This is a genomic window from Azoarcus sp. KH32C, assembly GCF_000349945.1.
Taxonomy (GTDB): domain Bacteria; phylum Pseudomonadota; class Gammaproteobacteria; order Burkholderiales; family Rhodocyclaceae; genus Aromatoleum.
Genome location: NC_020548.1, coordinates 523,172 through 540,031, shown reverse-complemented (window position 1 = coordinate 540,031; position 16,860 = coordinate 523,172). Strand labels below are relative to the sequence as shown.

At 67.9% G+C, this 16,860-nt stretch carries 14 protein-coding genes; all 14 read left to right on the top strand.

Annotated elements, in window-relative coordinates; translation table 11 throughout:
* The 14 genes from AZKH_RS25235 to AZKH_RS25170 all read left to right on the top strand — a co-directional run bounded on the left by AZKH_RS25235 (position 1) and on the right by AZKH_RS25170 (position 16,806).
* On the top strand, positions 1-1,617 hold the full coding sequence (locus tag AZKH_RS25235; RefSeq protein WP_015452148.1) for an AMP-binding protein: 1,617 nt from the start codon (positions 1-3) through the stop codon (positions 1,615-1,617).
* Positions 1,618-1,619: 2 nt separating this feature from the next.
* Complete coding sequence (locus AZKH_RS25230) at positions 1,620-2,378, top strand: enoyl-CoA hydratase/isomerase family protein (protein WP_015452147.1); 759 nt, start codon at positions 1,620-1,622, stop codon at positions 2,376-2,378.
* Between the two features lie 59 nt (positions 2,379-2,437).
* Complete coding sequence (locus AZKH_RS25225) at positions 2,438-3,184, top strand: SDR family NAD(P)-dependent oxidoreductase (protein WP_015452146.1); 747 nt, start codon at positions 2,438-2,440, stop codon at positions 3,182-3,184.
* Positions 3,185-3,207: 23 nt separating this feature from the next.
* Positions 3,208-4,884 (top strand): CoA-transferase, encoded by a 1,677-nt coding sequence (locus AZKH_RS25220; protein ID WP_015452145.1) that lies wholly within the window; start codon positions 3,208-3,210, stop codon positions 4,882-4,884.
* A 35-nt stretch (positions 4,885-4,919) separates the two neighbouring features.
* Positions 4,920-5,705 (top strand): enoyl-CoA hydratase-related protein, encoded by a 786-nt coding sequence (locus AZKH_RS25215; RefSeq protein WP_015452144.1) that lies wholly within the window; start codon positions 4,920-4,922, stop codon positions 5,703-5,705.
* Between the two features lie 59 nt (positions 5,706-5,764).
* Positions 5,765-6,580 carry an SDR family NAD(P)-dependent oxidoreductase gene (locus AZKH_RS25210; protein WP_015452143.1) on the top strand — a complete coding sequence of 272 codons (816 nt, stop codon included), beginning with the start codon at positions 5,765-5,767 and terminating at the stop codon, positions 6,578-6,580.
* Between the two features lie 13 nt (positions 6,581-6,593).
* The gene (locus tag AZKH_RS25205; protein ID WP_015452142.1) at positions 6,594-7,733 is read left to right on the top strand and encodes an acyl-CoA dehydrogenase family protein; all 1,140 of its coding nucleotides are present in this window, start codon (positions 6,594-6,596) and stop codon (positions 7,731-7,733) included.
* 67 nt (positions 7,734-7,800) lie between these two features.
* Positions 7,801-8,595: a universal stress protein gene (locus AZKH_RS25200; protein WP_015452141.1), complete on the top strand. Its 795-nt coding sequence runs from the start codon at positions 7,801-7,803 to the stop codon at positions 8,593-8,595.
* 14 nt (positions 8,596-8,609) lie between these two features.
* Positions 8,610-9,359, top strand: a complete 750-nt coding sequence (locus tag AZKH_RS25195) for an electron transfer flavoprotein subunit beta/FixA family protein (RefSeq protein ID WP_015452140.1) — start codon at positions 8,610-8,612, stop codon at positions 9,357-9,359.
* 90 nt (positions 9,360-9,449) lie between these two features.
* Complete coding sequence (locus tag AZKH_RS25190; protein WP_015452139.1) at positions 9,450-10,412, top strand: electron transfer flavoprotein subunit alpha/FixB family protein; 963 nt, start codon at positions 9,450-9,452, stop codon at positions 10,410-10,412.
* A gap of 447 nt (positions 10,413-10,859) precedes the next feature.
* Positions 10,860-12,257, top strand: coding sequence for a DcaP family trimeric outer membrane transporter (locus AZKH_RS25185; RefSeq protein ID WP_015452138.1), 1,398 nt, complete (start codon positions 10,860-10,862; stop codon positions 12,255-12,257).
* 66 nt (positions 12,258-12,323) lie between these two features.
* Positions 12,324-13,844, top strand: coding sequence for a 3-hydroxyacyl-CoA dehydrogenase (locus AZKH_RS25180; RefSeq protein WP_015452137.1), 1,521 nt, complete (start codon positions 12,324-12,326; stop codon positions 13,842-13,844).
* Positions 13,845-13,873: 29 nt separating this feature from the next.
* Positions 13,874-15,082, top strand: coding sequence for a 3-oxoadipyl-CoA thiolase (locus AZKH_RS25175; protein WP_015452136.1), 1,209 nt, complete (start codon positions 13,874-13,876; stop codon positions 15,080-15,082).
* A 323-nt stretch (positions 15,083-15,405) separates the two neighbouring features.
* On the top strand, positions 15,406-16,806 hold the full coding sequence (locus AZKH_RS25170; protein WP_015452135.1) for an MFS transporter: 1,401 nt from the start codon (positions 15,406-15,408) through the stop codon (positions 16,804-16,806).
* Positions 16,807-16,860: the final 54 nt, after the last annotated feature.

Here is a 16,860-nt window from a genome sequence, read left to right as displayed (position 1 = left end):
ATGACGATTCACATGAAGCCCTCACGGGAGGCCCTCGCACGCCACTACGCGGCAGGGCACTGGCAGGAAAACTCGCTCGGCCAGCTGATCGCCGCGAGCGTCGAGCGTCACGCCGACAAGCTCGCCGTCGAGGATGCATCGGGCCAGTCCATCACCTACCGCGAGCTCGAAGACCTGGCGTCGCGCTTCGCCGGCTTCCTTGCGGCGCAGGGAGTCGGTGCGGGGGATGTCGTGACGATGCACCTGCCGAACTGGTGGCAGACGGTCGTCGTCACGTATGCGAGCTTCAAGCTCGGCGCGGTGATCAACCCGCTGCCGCCGACCTACGGCTGGAAGGATCTCGCGTTCGTGATGAACAAGTGCGGCGCGAAGGCCGTCGTGGTGCCGGGGCGCTTCCGCAGCGCGGACTACACCGAGCACCTCGACCGCATCCACGACGAACTGGTCGTGAAGCCGGCGATCGTCGTGATCGGCGAAGGAAACGCGGCGCTCGGCACGCCGTTCGCCGAAGCCGTCGCCGGGGCGCGGCTTGCGAATGATCACTACGCCGCGGCCGACGAGCCCGCGCTGGTGCTCTTCACGTCGGGTTCGGAGTCGAAGCCGAAAGGCGTCGTGCATACCCACAACACCGCGATCTACGGCGAACGGGCGCTTGCGCAGACACTGCGCCTCACCGACCGCGACATCTGCTTCATGGCGTCGCCGGTGTCGCATACCAGCGGCTTCATGCACGGCATCCTGATGACGCTGCTGCTCGGCTCGACGGTGTCGCTGCTCGACGTCTTCAGCGGCGAGGACGCGCTCGCGCAGATGGCATCGAGCCGCGCGACCTGGACGATGGGGGCGACGCCCTTCCTCGGCGACGTCGTCGAGGCGATGGAGAAGAGCGGTCGGCGCCTGCCCGATCTGCGCTACTTCCTGTGCGGCGGCGCGCCGATCCCCGAAGTCGTCGTGCGCCGCGCGCTGGCGGTCGGCGTACGGGTGCTGAGCATCTACGGCTCGACCGAGAGCCCGCCGCATACCGTGACCTGGCCGGACGACCCGGTTGAATGCGCGTGGCTCGCCGACGGGCGGACGCTGCCGGGCATCGAGGTGCGCGCCGCCGACGAGAACGGCCGGGCACTCGGGCCGGGCGAGGAGGGCGAGCAGTGGTCGCGCGGCCCGAACACCTTCATCGGCTATCTCGACGAACCGGAACTGACGGCGCGTTCGCTCGACGCCGAGGGCTGGTACCGCTCGGGCGACCTCGCGCAGGTCGGCGCCGACGGTTCGGTGCGGATCGTCGGCCGCATCAAGGACATGATCATCCGCGGCGGCCAGAACATTTCGGCGCGCGAGGTCGAGGACATCCTGCTCGAACACCCCGCCTGCCAGACCGTCTCGGTCGTCGGCATCCCCCATCCCCGCCTCGGCGAGACCTGCGCCGCGGTTGTCGTCTGCCAGCCCGGGCAGCGGCTCGATTTCGAGGACATGAAGCGCTTCCTGATCGACCGCGGCGTCGCGCGCTTCAAGTTGCCCGAAAAGCTCGTGCTGCGCGAGGCGGTGCCGACGACGCCCAGCGGAAAGATCCAGAAATTCAAGCTGCGCCAAGAACTTAAAGACCTCATGGAGTCCTGATCATGTTCAAGATCGAAAACCTCGGCCGTGTCGTGCGCGTGACGATGCAGCGCGCGCCGGTCAATGCCCTCAACAACGACTTCATCGCCGGCCTGGACCGCGTGCTCGACGACATCGAAGGCCGCCCGGACGTCGCGCTGCTGCATGTGCGTAGCGACCAGCGGGCCTTCTGCGCCGGTGCCGACCTCGCGCAGGTCGAGACGCGCTTCGCGATGGACGACGGCGCGAACGTGATGGTGCGCGACATCCGCGCCTTCCACCGCCTCTTCGACCGCATCGAAAACCTGCCCTGCGTGACGCTCGCCGAGATCGGCGGCACGGCCTTCGGCGGTGGCTTCGAGCTCGCGCTGTCGTTCGATCTGCGGATCGCGGCGGCCGAGGCGAAGCTCGGTTTGCCTGAAGCCCGCCTCGGGCTGATCCCCGGCGCCGGCGGCACGCAGCGCCTCACCCGCCTGTGCGGGCCTGGCACCGCGAGCCGAATCATTCTCGCCTGCGACGTCGTCGATGGCGCCGAGGCCTGCCGGCTCGGGATGGTGCAGTGGGCGGTGCCCGGCGCAGAGCTCGCCAATGAAGCGGCGGCCATCGCAGAGCGCATCGGCAGCCTGTCGGCCGCGTCCCTGCTTGTTTCCAAGCGCTGCATCGCCCGCGTCGCGCCGCTGTCGCGTGCCGGCTACGAAGGCGAGCTGCAGGGCACCCACGGACTGATGGCGCTCGAGGACACCCGCTCGCGCGTGAAAGCTTTCTTCGCACAGCGGCGCTGAGGCGCGCGCTTTTTCCATCTGCACCACTTGCAGCACCCCTCAATTACGGAGATCACATCATGAAGCTCACCAACAAGGTTGCAGTCGTCACCGGCGGCGGTTCGGGCATCGGCCGCGCGACCTGCATCGAACTCGCGAAGGCGGGCGCACGCGTATTCGTCGGCGACATCGACGGCGTCAAGGGCGAAGCGGTCGCGGCCGAGATCCGTGCGGCCGGCGGCGCGGCCGAGTTCGTATTCCTCGACATCACGAAGGATTCGGCGATCAAGGAATACGCCGACGTCGTCCATCAGCGCGCCGGCAAGGCCGACATCGTCGTCAATGGCGCCGGTTGGGACATCATCGAGTCGTTCGTGAAGAACACCCCGGAATACTGGGACAAGATCATGGCGATCAACTTCATGGGCGTCGTGAAGTTCACGCGGGCCTTCCTCGACAGGATGACCGAGGCCGGCGGCGGCAAGATCGTCAATATCGCGAGCGACGCGGGCCGTGTCGGTAGCGGCGGCGAGAGCGTGTATGCGGGCGCGAAGGGCGGCGTGATCGCCTTCACCAAGTCGCTCGCCCGCGAGATGGCGCGCTATTCGATCAACGTCAATTGCGTGTGCCCCGGCCCGACCGACACGCCGCTCTTCCGCACCCACACCGAGAAGGCGCAGCAGGCCCTGATCAACGCGATCCCCTTCCGCCGTCTCGCCAAGCCCGAGGAAGTCGCCGACGCCGTGACCTTCTTCGCCAGCGACCGCTGCAGCTACGTCACCGGCCAGGTGATCAGCATCAGCGGCGGCCTGACGATGGCCGGCTGAGCGCGCGAACCGGGACCGCAGCCATGACGACGCACAGCAAACAACGCAGCCTCGCGAGCGCGATCCGCGAGAACGTGCGGGCGGGTGACACGATCCACTTCGTGTTCTCGCACAACCGTTCGCACGCGGCGGTGTGGGAGGTCGCGCGGCAGTTCCGCGACCAGGGCAATCTGCGCCTGGTCGCGACCGGGCTGCTGGAGTACGCGACCGTGCTGTGCGCCGCGGGCGCGGTCGGCGCGCTGGAGAGCGCCTTCGCCGGCAACACCTATCCGTCGCCGTCGCCGTCGAAGATCCTGGTGCGGCACTTGGAGCAGCACGCCGACAGCGATCCGCACTGGACGAACCTGACGATGACGCTGCGGCTGATGGCGGGGGCGCTCGGCTGGCCCTTCGTGCCGACCGCGAGTCTCGCCGGCAGCGACCTCGAACGCGGCGCGGGACGGGCGAGGATCGACAACCCCTTCGGCGAGGGTGAGGCGATGCTGCTCGCACCGCTCAATCCGGATGTCGCCTTCGTGCATGCCGCGCTCGCCGACACCGACGGCAACGCGGTGGTGTATGGGCCGGATGCCGAGGAGTTGTGGGGCGCGTTCGCGGCGCGGCGGGTGGTCGTGACCGCCGAGCGCGTGGTGTCACCGGAAACCTTCCGCGCGCTCGGGCCGCGTCCGGGCTTGCCCGGTCACTGCGTCAGCGCAGTGGTCGAGGCGCCCTTCGGCGCGCATCCGCAGGCGCAGTTCGTGTGGAACGAGGCGGACGGCGTGGCGCCCTACGCTGAGGACTACGCGCTGCGCCAGCAACTGCGCAGCCTGTCGCGCGATCCCGAGGCGATGCGGGCGTGGGTCGAGGAATGGGTGTTCGGCCTCGATCACGCGGGCTACATCGAACGTGTCGGACGTGACCGGCTCGCTGCCTTGCACGACATGAGACCGCCGGCTGCGCAGTTCGTGCGCGCGGACGAGGTCACCGCCGAGGAACGGGCCGCGGTGGTGGCGGTGCGCGAGGCGATCGCAGCGGCGAAGTCGGGCTCGCACGACGCGTTCTTCGCCGGCATCGGCCTGTCGCATCTGGCCGCGTGGGCGGCGGAGGCCTGTTGCCGTGCGGCGGGTGTGCCGGTCGAGCTCGTCGCCGAAACGGGCATGTACGGCTTCCGCCCCTACCGCGGGGATCCCTATCTCTTCAACTATCCCAACGCGCGCTCGAGCCTGATGCATTCGAGCTTCTTGCGCATGCTCGGCGCACTGGCCGGGCCGCGCGCCGAGCGCGTGCTGGTCTTCCTCGCCGCGGCCCAGATCGATCGCCGCGGCAGCATCAACTCGTCGCGGGCGGCCAACGGACAGCTGATCGTCGGTTCGGGCGGCGCGAACGACCTGGTGAACGGCGGCGGCGACTGCATCGTCGTGACGCCGCTGCGCGCGGGGCGCCTGGTCGATCGCCTGCCTTTCGTGACGAGCCCCGTGGGGCGGCTCCGCGGGGTCGCGACAGACCGCGCGTGGTTCGCGCCGGCAAGCCCCGGCGGGGACCTGCAGATCGCCGCCGTGATGAGCGACGCGGGCGGCGAGATGCAGGCCGTGCGCGAGATCCGCGAGCTGTGCGGTTGGCCGGTCGAAGTGGCCGCCGACCTGGGCCGGATCGACCCGCCGTCGGCCGCCGAACTGGCTGCGGTGCGTGCCTTCGACCCCGGCCGAATCCTTCTTTCCTGAGTTCCACACCTGTTTTTTTCAAACGGAGACACACCATGAACTACGAAGACGTCAGCTACGAAGTCAGCGATGCCGCCGCGATCATCACGATCAACCGCCCGGACCGCCTCAATTCCTTCCGCGCCCGCACCATCGAAGAGCTGATCCACGCGTTCAAGCGCGCCTGGGCGGCGCGCGACGTCGCCGCGGTGATCCTGACCGCCGCCGGCAACCGCGCGTTCTGCGTCGGCGGCGACCAGAAGATCTTCAACGAGACCGGCAGCTACGGCACGAGCTCGAACGGCCTGTGGGAGATCGACGAGCTGCATACCGTGATCCGCAACATCCCGAAGCCGGTGATCGCGGCGATCAACGGCCATGCGATCGGTGGCGGCCATGTGATCCACGTGCTGTGCGACGTGACGATCGCCGCCGAGCACGCGAAGTTCGGCCAGGCCGGACCGCGCGTCGCGTCCTTCGACGCCGGCTGGGGCGCGGCTTATCTCGCGCGCACGATCGGCGAGAAGCGCGCCCGCGAGATCTGGTTCTTCTGCCGCCAATACACCGCGCAGCAGGCGCTCGAATGGGGCCTCGTCAACAAGGTCGTGCCGGGCGAGCAACTCCTTGACGAGGCCAAGGCCTGGGCGAAGGACGCCGCGGCGATGAGCCCGACCGCGCTGAAGGCGCTCAAGTACGGCTTCAACGCGGACAGCGCGCAGATCTTCGGCGGCGTGAAGATGGCCGCGGTCGCGCTGGAGCTCCTGGGCAACACGGAGGAGAGCGCCGAAGGCAAGCAGGCCTTCGTCGACAAGCGTCCGCCGAACTTCGCGCAATTCCGCTGAGCGCATGCCCCCGCCGCGGCGGGGGCACAACGACAACGATTCGGTGCAGGAGACGAACGATGAAGATCGAAGGCATGTCCGCGGTCGTGACCGGCGCGGGCTCCGGGCTGGGCGCGGCGACTGCCGCCGTGCTCGCCCGGGCCGGCGCGAAAGTCGCGCTGCTGGACCTCAGGGTCGAGGCGGCGGACGCGGTCGCGCAGGCGTGCGGGGGCGTCGCGTTCCAGTGCGATGTCGCCGACCCGGCAAGTGTCGCCGATGCGCTCGCGGCGGCGGCCGAACGTCATGGTGCGGCGCGCATCGTCGTCCACTGCGCCGCGATCTCGATCGGCCGCGTGCCGCTGGTCGGCGGCGATGCGGTCGCGCGGCTCGCCGCTTTCGCGCGACAGGTGCGTGTCAATCTCGAAGGTGCGCTGAACGTGCTGAGCGTCGCCGCGGACGCGATGCGGCGGCTCGCACCGCTCGAAGACGGCGAGCGCGGCGTCGTCGTCAATACCGCCTCGGTTGCCGCCTTCGAAGGGCAGGCGGGGAGCGCCGCGTATTCGGCGTCGAAGGGCGGCATCGCCGCGCTGACGCTGCCGGCCGCGCGCGAGCTGTCCGCCATTGGCGTCCGCGTCAATGCGATCGCCCCCGGCATCTTCGACACCCCGATGATCGCCGGGCTGCCCGACTACGTGCGCGAGCTCTACCTCGCCGACAGCGTGTTCCCCAAACGCTTCGGCGCGCCCGCGGAGTTCGCCCAACTCGCGCTCGCGATCGTCGCGAACCCGATGCTCAACGGCGAAGTGATCCGCCTCGACGGCGCGATGCGGCTCCCCGCCGCCGCCGATTTCCTCTCCCGCGCCGGCGTCCTCGCCGAGCCCGCCTTCAACGACTGACAAGGAATCCGTCATGAACAAGTACCATCTGACCGACGACCAGCTCGACGCCTGGGACGCCATCCGCCGCTTCGCACAGGAGCGCATCGCGCCGTTCGCGAAGGAGATCGAGGACAGCAACGAGTTTCCGCGCGAGCTATTCCGCGAGATCGCCGAACAAGGTTATCTCGGCGCGGCACAATCGCCGGATTTCGGCGGCGCCGGATGCGATGCAGTGACGCTGTGCCTGATCCTCGAAGAGATCTCGAAGGCCTCGGGCGCGGTCGGAAACTCCTTCAACACGCACGTGAGCCTCGTCACCGAGCTGATCGGCACGCACGGCACGCCAGCGCAGAAGGACAAGTACCTCGGCGCGCTGATCTCCGGGCGCAAGTTCGGCGCGTTCGGCCTCACCGAACCGTCCGGCGGTTCGAACGCCGGCGCACCGCTGACGCGCGCCGTGCCCGACGGCAACGACTGGCTCCTCTCCGGCTCGAAGGCCTTCATCACGAACGGCCCGATCGCCGACCTCTTCGTCGTCACCGCGAAGACGCCCAATGGCGTATCGGCCTTCATCGTCGAACGCGGCATGCCGGGCTTCGAAGCCGGACCGCCGGACAAGAAGATGGGGATGCACGGCTCGCCGACCTCGTCGCTGTACTTCGACGAAGTGCGCGTGCCGCAGGCCAACATGCTCGGCGCCGAGGGCACGGGTTTCCGCAAGTTCGCGCAGGCGCTCGACCGCGGCCGCATAAACGTTGCGTCGCTGATCGTCGGCATCGCGCAGGCCTCCTATGAAGCGGCCGTCGCCTATGCGCGCGAACGCGAACAGTTCGGCAGGCCGATCGCGGCTTTCCAGGGCGTGCAGTTCCCGCTCGCCGAAATGGCGACCGACATCGAGGCCTCGCGCCTGCTGGTCCTCAACGGCGCGCGCATGTATGACGCGGGGCTGCCGATCAAGCTCGAGTCGTCGATGGCCAAGTACTTCGCCGCCGAAGCCGCGCTGCGCGTCTGCGACACCTCGATCGCGATCCACGGCGGCTACGGCTACTACTGCGACTTCCCGGTCGAACGCTACTTCCGCGACGTGAAGTGCTACCACATCGCCGAAGGCACGAGCCAGATCCAGCGCCTCGTGATCGCGCGCGAGACGGTCGGACGCTATCCGCTGTGAGACGTCGGGCAATGATCACTGTGAAAGGGAGGGAGACGTCATGCCGTCGAGGCCACTGAGAAGACTGATGGTTCATCTCGATCAGGGCGAGCGCACCGCCACGCGACTCGCAATCGCCGTGTCGCTCGCGCGCTCGCATGGCGCGCGGCTCGTCGGAGTGTTCGGCCAGCGCGCGCAGCCGCATCGCGTCGGCGTCATCGCGAACTGGCCGAGCCCGGAGTATGCCGAAGCCGCAGCGGCGAGCCGGCGCCTCTTCGCGCAGGCGACCGAAGGCCTGCTGGGGGCGACGTGGCACGACGTGAACCGCGGCAGCGACGCCGAGCTGCTGCGCCAGATCACCGATTTCGCGCGCTATGCCGATCTCGTGATCCTCGGCCAGCACGACGAGCTGGCCAAGCCGCTGACGCCCCCCGACCTCGCCGAGGAGGTCGTGCTTGGCTCCGGGCGGCCGGTGCTGATCGTCCCCTATGCGGGCGAGTTCGCTGAGCTCGGCCGCCGCCCGCTGATCGCATGGAACGCGTCGCGCGAATCCGCGCATGCCGTCAGCGACGCGCTGCCACTGATCGCGGATTGCGCCGAAGCCTTCGTCGTGTCGCTCGACGCGCGCCACGAGCATGCCCAGGCGTGCTGCCAGCAGCTCGCGGCACATCTTGCATGCCACGGGGTGCATGCGAAGACGGAAGTGCTCGTCGTCGAGGACGTCGGCGTCATGGACGTGCTGCTGAGCCGCGTCTCGGACGTCGGTGCCGATCTGCTGGTGATGGGTGCCCACGGCCCGGCGGGCTTCCCCTTCGTCAGCGCCGGCGCGGGCACGCGCCACATCATGCGGCACATGATCGTGCCGGTGTTGATGTCGAATTGAACTGGAGTGAAGGCATGAAGATCCTGGTACCCGTGAAACGCGTGGTCGATTACAACGTCAAGGTGCGAGTGAAAGCCGACGGCACCGGCGTCGATATCGCGAACGTGAAGATGGCGATGAACCCGTTCGACGAGATCGCGGTGGAAGAAGCGGTGCGTCTGAAGGAAGCGGGCGTGGCGACTGAGGTCGTCGCGGTCTCGTGTGGCGTCGGCGCGTGCCAGGAGACGCTGCGCGCAGCGATGGCGATCGGCGCCGACCGCGGCATTTTGGTCGAGACCGATGTGGAACTTCAGCCGCTGGCGGTGGCGAAGCTGCTCAAGGTGCTGTGCGAGAAGGAGCAACCCCAGCTCGTGATCTGCGGCAAGCAGGCGATCGACGACGACGCCAACCAGACCGGCCAGATGCTCGCCGCGCTGATGCGCTGGCCGCAGGCGACCTTCGCGTCGAAGGTGACGCTGGGTGCTGGCGCGGCGACCGTGACGCGCGAGATCGACGGCGGTCTCGAAACCCTCGAGATCAAGCTGCCGGCAGTCGTGACCACCGACCTGCGTCTGAATGAGCCGCGCTACGCGACGCTGCCGAACATCATGAAGGCGAAGAAGAAGCCGCTCGACACCGTGAAGCCTGCGGACCTCGGCGTCGATGTCGCGCCGCGCGTGGCGACGCTGAAAGTGGCTGAGCCCCCGAAGCGCAGCGCCGGCGTGCGCGTCGCGGACGTCGCGCAACTCGTCGAGAAACTGAAGAACGAAGCGAAGGTGATCTGAGATGACTACCCCCACGTTTGCGGCTGGCGCCGCTGCACTGCCCCCCAAGGGGGCACATGCCCTCCTTGGGGCGGCCCTTCGGAGAGCATGATGGCGATCCTGGTTATTGCTGAACACGACAACGCGTCCCTGAAGGCCGCAACCCTCAACGCCGTCTCGGCTGCCGCGAAGATCGGTGCGCAGTTGGCAACTGAGATCCACGTGCTGGTCGCCGGCGCGAACTGCGGCGCCGCCGCGGAGCAAGCCGCCAAGGTCACTGGCGTGGCGAAGGTCCGCGTCGCGGACGCCGCCCACTACGAAGGCCAGACCGCCGAGAACGTTGCGGCGCTGGTCGTCGCAATGGTGGCAAATGAGGCCGCGGGCTACAGCCACATCCTCGCCCCGAGCACCGCGAACGGCAAGAACGTCGCCCCGCGCGTGGCGGCGCTGCTGGATGTTGCGCAGATCTCCGACATCGTCGCCGTCGAAAGCGCCGATACCTTCGTGCGCCCGATTTACGCCGGCAATGCGATGGCGACCGTGAAGTCCGCCGACGTCGTGAAGGTGCTGACGGTGCGCACGACCGCCTTCGAAGCGGCGGGGCAGGGCGGAGCAGCAGCGGTCGAAGCCGTCGCTGCCGGCCCCGACCTGGGCCTGACAACGCTGAAGGGCCGCGAGCTCACGAAGAGCGCGCGCCCCGAACTCGGCGCGGCGAAGATCATCGTCTCCGGCGGCCGTGGCCTCGGCAGCGGCGAGAACTACCACCAGCTGCTCGAGCCCCTCGCGGACGCCCTCGGCGCCGCGCTCGGCGCTTCGCGTGCCGCGGTCGACGCCGGCTACGTGCCGAACGACTACCAAGTCGGCCAGACCGGCAAGATCGTCGCGCCGCAGCTCTACATCGCGGTCGGCATCTCGGGCGCGATCCAGCATCTGGCCGGCATGAAGGACTCCAAGGTGATCGTCGCGATCAACAAGGACCCCGAAGCGCCGATCTTCCAGGTCGCCGACTACGGCCTCGTGGGCGACCTCTTCGAGATGGTGCCCGAACTGGGGCGCTCGCTCGCCGCGGCGTAAGTCCGCCGGCTCAGCTCCCCTGTCCAATCTTCAGCGGCGATAGGCTCCCTCTCCTCCGTGCCGCCGGAGTTCGTCCGGCTCGCAGGTCCTCACTTCGCGAGCCGGATCCTTTTCCCTTGCATTCCGATCGGGTCTTCGATCCGCCGACATCGGCCTGAAACGTCCGGTATTTCACCGCGTGCATAGGCAACGATGGATGCCGCGGGTGCGGTCATATGTTGCCACGATACGCGACTTTTACCCGACAAGACCCAGTCTAATTCGGGGCGTCGTGCCGTTCCGCTTGTACGGAAAACGCTCGCTTCATGATGCACGATTTGTCCCTGTTCCAGCCCGATTTGAAATCGGCGGTCTTCAGCATTCGAAACAGAATGTCTCCACTGAATGAACGTCCAGTCCATTCAGCGAGGAGACAAGAGACCCGCCACACCAAAGGGATGGAACAACATGAAAAGAGATCATTGGATTGCCGGATGCTCCGGCAGCACGCTCGCGCTGATGCTGGCCCTCGGCGCAACGCCTGCGCTCGCGGATGAGGCGGACAAGGCCCAGATCCGCGAGCTCGCGGCGAAGATCGAGGCCTTGCAGGCCCAACTGAAAGCTCTCGCCGACAAGACCGCCGCAGCGGCGTCCGCACCGGCCCCCGCTAAGCCTGCCGCAGAGGTGGTTACCGCCGGCGACATTCCGGGATCGATCAAAATTCCGGGTACCGACACGTCGATCAAGATCGGCGGGTTTGCCGCGCTCGACATCGTCAAGGACCTCAGCGGCGGCGGCATGGGGGGCGCGGTCGCGCAGCCGCAGTCCATCGCCTTCGACGGATCGGCCCAGTCGAAGCGCGACGGTCAGCTCAGCCTGACGGCGCGTCGCAGCCGCCTGAACTTCCGCACGCTCACTCCGACCGACTTTGGCAAGGTCACGACCTACATCGAGGGCGACTTCATCGGCGGCAGCGGCAACGAGCTCGTGACGAACTCGGCATCCTTCCGCCTGCGCCACGCCTACCTCGAAGTCGGCCCGGTGCTCGCCGGCCAATCCTGGACGAACTTCGCCGACCTCGCGACCTTCCCCGAAACCGTCGACTTCCAGGGCGGCCACGGCATGGTGCAGGCAATCCGTCAGCCCCAGCTGCGCTTCTCGAAGCAGTGGGACGGCCACGAGTTCGCCCTCGCCATCGAAAACCCCGAAGCGGACTTCGTCGGCATGTCGGTCGCGAGCTTCAACCCCGGTGTCGGCCCGGTGCCGACCACCCACGTCGACGAATATCCCGATCTGACCGCGCGCTACGCATTCTCCGGCGACTGGGGCCGTGTCGCAGTCGGCGCCCTCGCACGCAAGCTGACGATCGATAACCGTGGGGCAGCACCGATCGGCGGCTTCGTCGGCAAGGACAGCGTGACCGCGGGCGGCGTGATGCTCGCCGGCAAGCTCAAGACCTTCGGCAAGGATTCGCTGCAGTTCGGCGCCGAAACGGGGCATGGGCTCGGCCGTTATATCACCGGCTCGCCGATACCGACTGCGGGAGTCGTCGAGGACGGGGAGCTGAAGACTGTCCGCTCCTGGGGCGCGACGCTCGGCTACCAACACTACTGGAGCCCGACGTGGCGCTCGAACATCGTCTTCGGCCGCGTCGACCTCGACAACCCGCATCCGGCGATCGCACGCACGGCCGTCAGCCGCATCGACGCGCTGTTCCTGAACCTCTTCTGGCAGCCCGTGCCGCGTGCGCTGGTCGGCATCGAATACGTGCGCGGCGAGGTGCGGAACGACGCCGCGAAGACCGCGACACTTTCCAACGAAGGCAGCGCCAACCGCGTCGGCGCGACCTTCATCTACCAGTTCTAGCCGGCTAGCGTGCCTCGGCCCGCAACCCGAACCGCAAAGGAAACGTTCATGGATGAACATCGAACCATGCTCGATGCGACACGCAAGGACCTGGCGCTCGGCGTCGTCGGTGCGGGCCTGATGGGCCGAGGCATTGCGCAGATTGCCGCTCAGGGCGGACTGCGCGTGATGCTCTGCGACAGTCGGCCGGGCGCCGCGGCCGAAGCGCACGACGCGCTCGTGCAGACCTTCGCGACGCTCGCCGCGAAGGGCAAGCTCACGCTCGAGGAGGCGGAGGAGGCGGGCGCACGTCTGCATGTCGCCTCGGCGCTGCCCGAGCTCGGCGACTGCGCGATCGTCGTCGAAGCCATCGTCGAAGACCTCGACGCCAAGCGCCAGCTCTTGCGCGACCTGGAGGCGGTCGTGTCCGACGCCTGCGTGCTCGCGACGAACACCTCGTCGCTGTCCGTGACCGCCATCGCCGCGGCCTGCCGCCACCCCGAGCGCGTCGCCGGCTTCCATTTCTTCAGTCCGGTGCCCTTGATGAAGCTCGTCGAGGTCGTCGACGGCGCACTGACCGCAGCCTGGGTCGGCGAGGCACTGGCAACGCTCGCGCGCCGCATGGGGCACGCGCCGGTGCGCGCGCAGGACACGCCGGGCTTCATCGTCAATCATGCCGGCCGCGGCTACATCACCGAATCGCTGCGCGTGCTTGGCGAAGGCATCACAGACTTCGCAACCGTCGACCGCATCCTGCGCGGCGCCGTCGGCTTTCGCATGGGGCCATGCGAGCTGCTCGACCTGACCGGGCTCGACGTGTCGCATCCGGTGATGGAGTCGATCTACACCCAGTACTACCAGGAGCCGCGCTATCGCCCTTCGCCGATCACCCGCCAGCGGCTCGCCGCCGGCCTGCTCGGACGCAAGAGCGGGCGCGGCTTCTACGCGTACGTGGACGGCCGCGCGCAAGCCGTCGAAGCGCCCGCCGTGCCCGAAGTTGCCGCGAAGCCGCTGTGGGTGAGCCGCGCCGATCCGGCCGCGCATGAGCGCGTCGTCGCGCTGCTCGACAGGCAGGGAACGGTGCTCGACCACGGGGATCGCCCCGCGGACGACTCGGTCTGCCTTGTGCTGCCCATCGGTACCGATACGACGACCGCCGCGCTGAGCGAAGGGCTGGACCCGAAGCGCACGCTGGCCCTTGATCCGCTGTTCCTCGGCGCGCACCTGACGCTGATGACGAATCCGCTGACTACACTCGCGTCCAGCGACGCGGCCTGGGCCGCGCTGGCGTCGACCGGCAGAGCCGTGTCGGTGATCCACGACAGCCCCGGCTTCGTCGCCCAGCGGGTCGTCGCGATGATCGTCAACATCGGCTGCGACATCGCGCAGCAGCGCATCGCCACCCCGGAAGACATCGACTGCGCGGTGCGCATCGGGCTCGGTTACCCGCAAGGCCCGCTCGCGCTCGGCGACGCGTTGGGCGCCGCCACGGTGCTTGCGATCCTCGACGCGATGCACGCCTGCTATCGCGACCCGCGCTACCGGCCGAGCCCGTGGCTCGTGCGCCGCGCGCGCCTCGGCGTGTCGCTGCTGACCCCAGAAAACTGACGCCTTTCCCGTTTGCCCAAGGAGTTCCGATGCTCGACGCCTACATCTACGCCGGTCTGCGCACGCCGATCGGACGCCACGCCGGCGCACTCGCCGCGGTGCGCCCGGACGACCTCGCCGCCACGGTGATTGCCGAACTCATCGCGCTGTCGCCCTTTGCCGCCTCCGACGTCGAGGATGTCGTCCTCGGCTGCGCCGCGCAGGCCGGCGAGGACGCCCGCAACGTCGCGCGCCACGCCGCGCTGCTCGCGGGCCTGCCGCCGACGGTCGCGGGTCAGACCGTCAATCGCCTGTGCGGCAGCGGGCTCGCCGCGGTCCTCGACTGCGCCCGTGCGGTTACCGTGGGCGAAGGCGCGCTCTATGTCGCCGGCGGCGTCGAGAGCATGAGCCGCGCGCCCTTCGTCGTCGGCAAGGCCGAATCGGCCTACAGCCGCGAGTTCAAGGTGTTCGACACGACGATCGGGGCGCGCTTCCCGAATCCGCGTCTCGTCGAGCAGTATGGCAACCACAGCATGCCCGAGACCGCCGACAACGTCGCCGCCGAGTTTGGCATCACGCGCGACGAGTCCGACCGCTTCGCCGCCGCCTCGCAGGCGAAATACGCCGCGGCAAAGGAGCGTGGATTCTTTGCCGGAGAGATCCTGCCCATCGCCGTGCCGACCGGTCGCAAGAGCCCGTCGCTGATCGTCGCCGACGACGAGCATCCGCGCCCGCAGACCACCCGCGAGTCGCTCGCGGCCTTGAAGGCGCTGGCCCCGGAAGGCGTGGTGACGGCCGGCAACGCCTCAGGCATCAACGACGGCGCCGCGGCGATGCTGGTCGGCAACCGCCGCATCGGCGAAAAAGCAGGCAGGAAGCCCATGGCGCGCATTCTCGCCGGAGCGGTGGCGGGGGTCGAACCGCGCATCATGGGGGTCGGTCCGGCGCACGCGATCCCGAAGGCGCTCGCGCGCGCAGGGCTCACGCTTGCCGACATGGACGTCATCGAGATCAATGAAGCATTCGCGGCCCAGGTCCTCGGATGCCTGAAGCTACTCGGCCTCCCGTTCGACGATGCCCGTGTCAATCCGAACGGCGGCGCGATCGCGCTTGGCCATCCCCTCGGCGCCTCGGGCGCCCGTATCCTGCTGACGGCCGCACGCGAGCTCGAACGCCGCCAGGGACGCTACGCTGTCGTCAGCCTCTGCATCGGCGTTGGCCACGGCATCGCCGTCGTCATCGAGCGCGTTCCCGCATAAGCTCCCGTCTGCACTGTTTCCGCGCGCGTCTTCCGCTGTCGCGCGCGGCATCCCGCATCTGCCCCCTCCTGCGCCTGCCCATCGACAGATTGGCAACCGGTTTCATCGATCGGCGGCTTCCCCTGCGTCCCTCGTCCACAACGTCGCGCTCATGAGGCCTCTGCCAAAGCGGAGGCCTCAGTTTTGTGTGCAGTGCACAATAACGCATGTACTCGCAACAGAGTTGCGCCTGACGAAATAAAGTTCTAGTATTTGGTTCACCAAAAGTCGGCGTAGAAGGCAAATGCCTGCGCCTGCCTGATGATCATCACCGGAGACCTCTGATGGCCAGCATTACAGAACACGAGCCGCACGGCATGCACCAAACGAAGAAGGCAACTGCCAGCGGCTGGATCGGCTCGGTGCTCGAGTATTACGACTTCTTCATCTATGCGACGGCCGCGTCGCTGATCTTCCCGCAGCTCTTCTTCCCCTCGGAGAATCCCAAGGTTGCGATCGTCGCGTCGCTGGCCACCTACGGCGTCGGCTATGTCGCGCGCCCGATCGGCGCCTTCGTCCTTGGTCACTGGGGCGACACGCACGGCCGCAAGTACGTTCTGCTGCTGTGCATGTTCCTGATGGGTATCTCGACGATGGCGGTGGGTCTGCTGCCCACCTACAGTCAAGTCGGCATGCTTGCGCCGGTGCTGCTGGTGATCCTGCGTCTGATCCAGGGCTTCGCCGTTGCCGGTGAAATCTCCGGCGCGAGTTCGATGATCCTCGAGCACGCGCCCTTCGGCCGTCGCGGTTTCTTCGCGAGCTTCACGCTGCAGGGCGTGCAGGCGGGGCAGATCCTCGCCGCCGCGGTCTTCCTGCCGCTGGCGCACTACCTGCCGAAGGAAGACTTCAACACCTGGGGCTGGCGCATTCCCTTCCTGCTGAGCTTCGTCGTGATCATCGCCGGCTGGTACATCCGCCGCGAGGTCGCCGAGACCCCGGCCTTCGCCGAGGAAGGCGAACAGCGTGAAGTGCCGAAGGCGCCCGTGATCCAGGCCATCACGCAGAGCTGGCGCGACATGCTGCGCGTTGTGTGCATGGCGCTGATGAACGTGATCCCCGTCGTGACGACGATTTTCGGTGCCGCCTATGCGGTGCAGGCGGGCTACGGCGTCGGCTTCGACAAGGACGTCTATCTCTGGATCCCGGTGCTCGGCAACTGCGTTGCCGTGGTCGTCATCCCGTTTGTCGGCAACCTGTCGGACAAGATCGGCCGCCGTCCGCCGATCATCGTCGGCGCGCTCGGCTCGGGCCTGCTGTCCTTCGCCTACCTCTACGCGATCAGCATCCACAACGTGCCGCTAGCGATCGCCATGTCGCTGCTGATGTGGGGCGTGGTCTACCAGGGCTACAACGCTGTGTTCCCCAGCTTCTACCCCGAACTCTTCCCGACGCGCACCCGCGTTTCGGCGATGGCGATTTCGCAGAACCTCGGAACCCTGGTGACCGCGATGTTGCCGGCAATCTTCGCTTCGGTCGCACCTCCGGGATCGACCGACATCCCGCTGATGGTCGGCTCGATCACGCTGGCGGTTACCGTGGTCGCCGCGCTGGCCGCGTGGAGCGCTCGCGAAACGTACCGCGTCCATCTGAACGACCTCGGCGAACCCAATGCCGTGCCGGTGCAGAAGCAGGAATACGATCGGCTGTGGGCTGAAAGTGTCGCGCGGATGAAGAACGCCGCCTGATCCGGCACCTGCCTCGGTCCTGACGAAGACGCCCGGAGAAATCCGGGCGTCTTT

Bases quoted from the DNA above. Each gene is read 5' to 3' on its own strand.
- AZKH_RS25235 (WP_015452148.1), top strand. From the start codon at position 1: ATGACGATTCACATGAAGCCCTCACGGGAGGCCCTCGCACGCCACTAC.
- AZKH_RS25220 (WP_015452145.1), top strand. From the start codon at position 3,208: ATGACGACGCACAGCAAACAACGCAGCCTCGCGAGCGCGATCCGCGAG.
- AZKH_RS25195 (WP_015452140.1), top strand. From the start codon at position 8,610: ATGAAGATCCTGGTACCCGTGAAACGCGTGGTCGATTACAACGTCAAG.
- AZKH_RS25225 (WP_015452146.1), top strand. From the start codon at position 2,438: ATGAAGCTCACCAACAAGGTTGCAGTCGTCACCGGCGGCGGTTCGGGC.
- AZKH_RS25190 (WP_015452139.1), top strand. From the start codon at position 9,450: ATGGCGATCCTGGTTATTGCTGAACACGACAACGCGTCCCTGAAGGCC.
- AZKH_RS25180 (WP_015452137.1), top strand. From the start codon at position 12,324: ATGCTCGATGCGACACGCAAGGACCTGGCGCTCGGCGTCGTCGGTGCG.
- AZKH_RS25230 (WP_015452147.1), top strand. From the start codon at position 1,620: ATGTTCAAGATCGAAAACCTCGGCCGTGTCGTGCGCGTGACGATGCAG.
- AZKH_RS25215 (WP_015452144.1), top strand. From the start codon at position 4,920: ATGAACTACGAAGACGTCAGCTACGAAGTCAGCGATGCCGCCGCGATC.
- AZKH_RS25210 (WP_015452143.1), top strand. From the start codon at position 5,765: ATGAAGATCGAAGGCATGTCCGCGGTCGTGACCGGCGCGGGCTCCGGG.
- AZKH_RS25185 (WP_015452138.1), top strand. From the start codon at position 10,860: ATGAAAAGAGATCATTGGATTGCCGGATGCTCCGGCAGCACGCTCGCG.
- AZKH_RS25170 (WP_015452135.1), top strand. From the start codon at position 15,406: ATGGCCAGCATTACAGAACACGAGCCGCACGGCATGCACCAAACGAAG.
- AZKH_RS25200 (WP_015452141.1), top strand. From the start codon at position 7,801: ATGGTTCATCTCGATCAGGGCGAGCGCACCGCCACGCGACTCGCAATC.
- AZKH_RS25205 (WP_015452142.1), top strand. From the start codon at position 6,594: ATGAACAAGTACCATCTGACCGACGACCAGCTCGACGCCTGGGACGCC.
- AZKH_RS25175 (WP_015452136.1), top strand. From the start codon at position 13,874: ATGCTCGACGCCTACATCTACGCCGGTCTGCGCACGCCGATCGGACGC.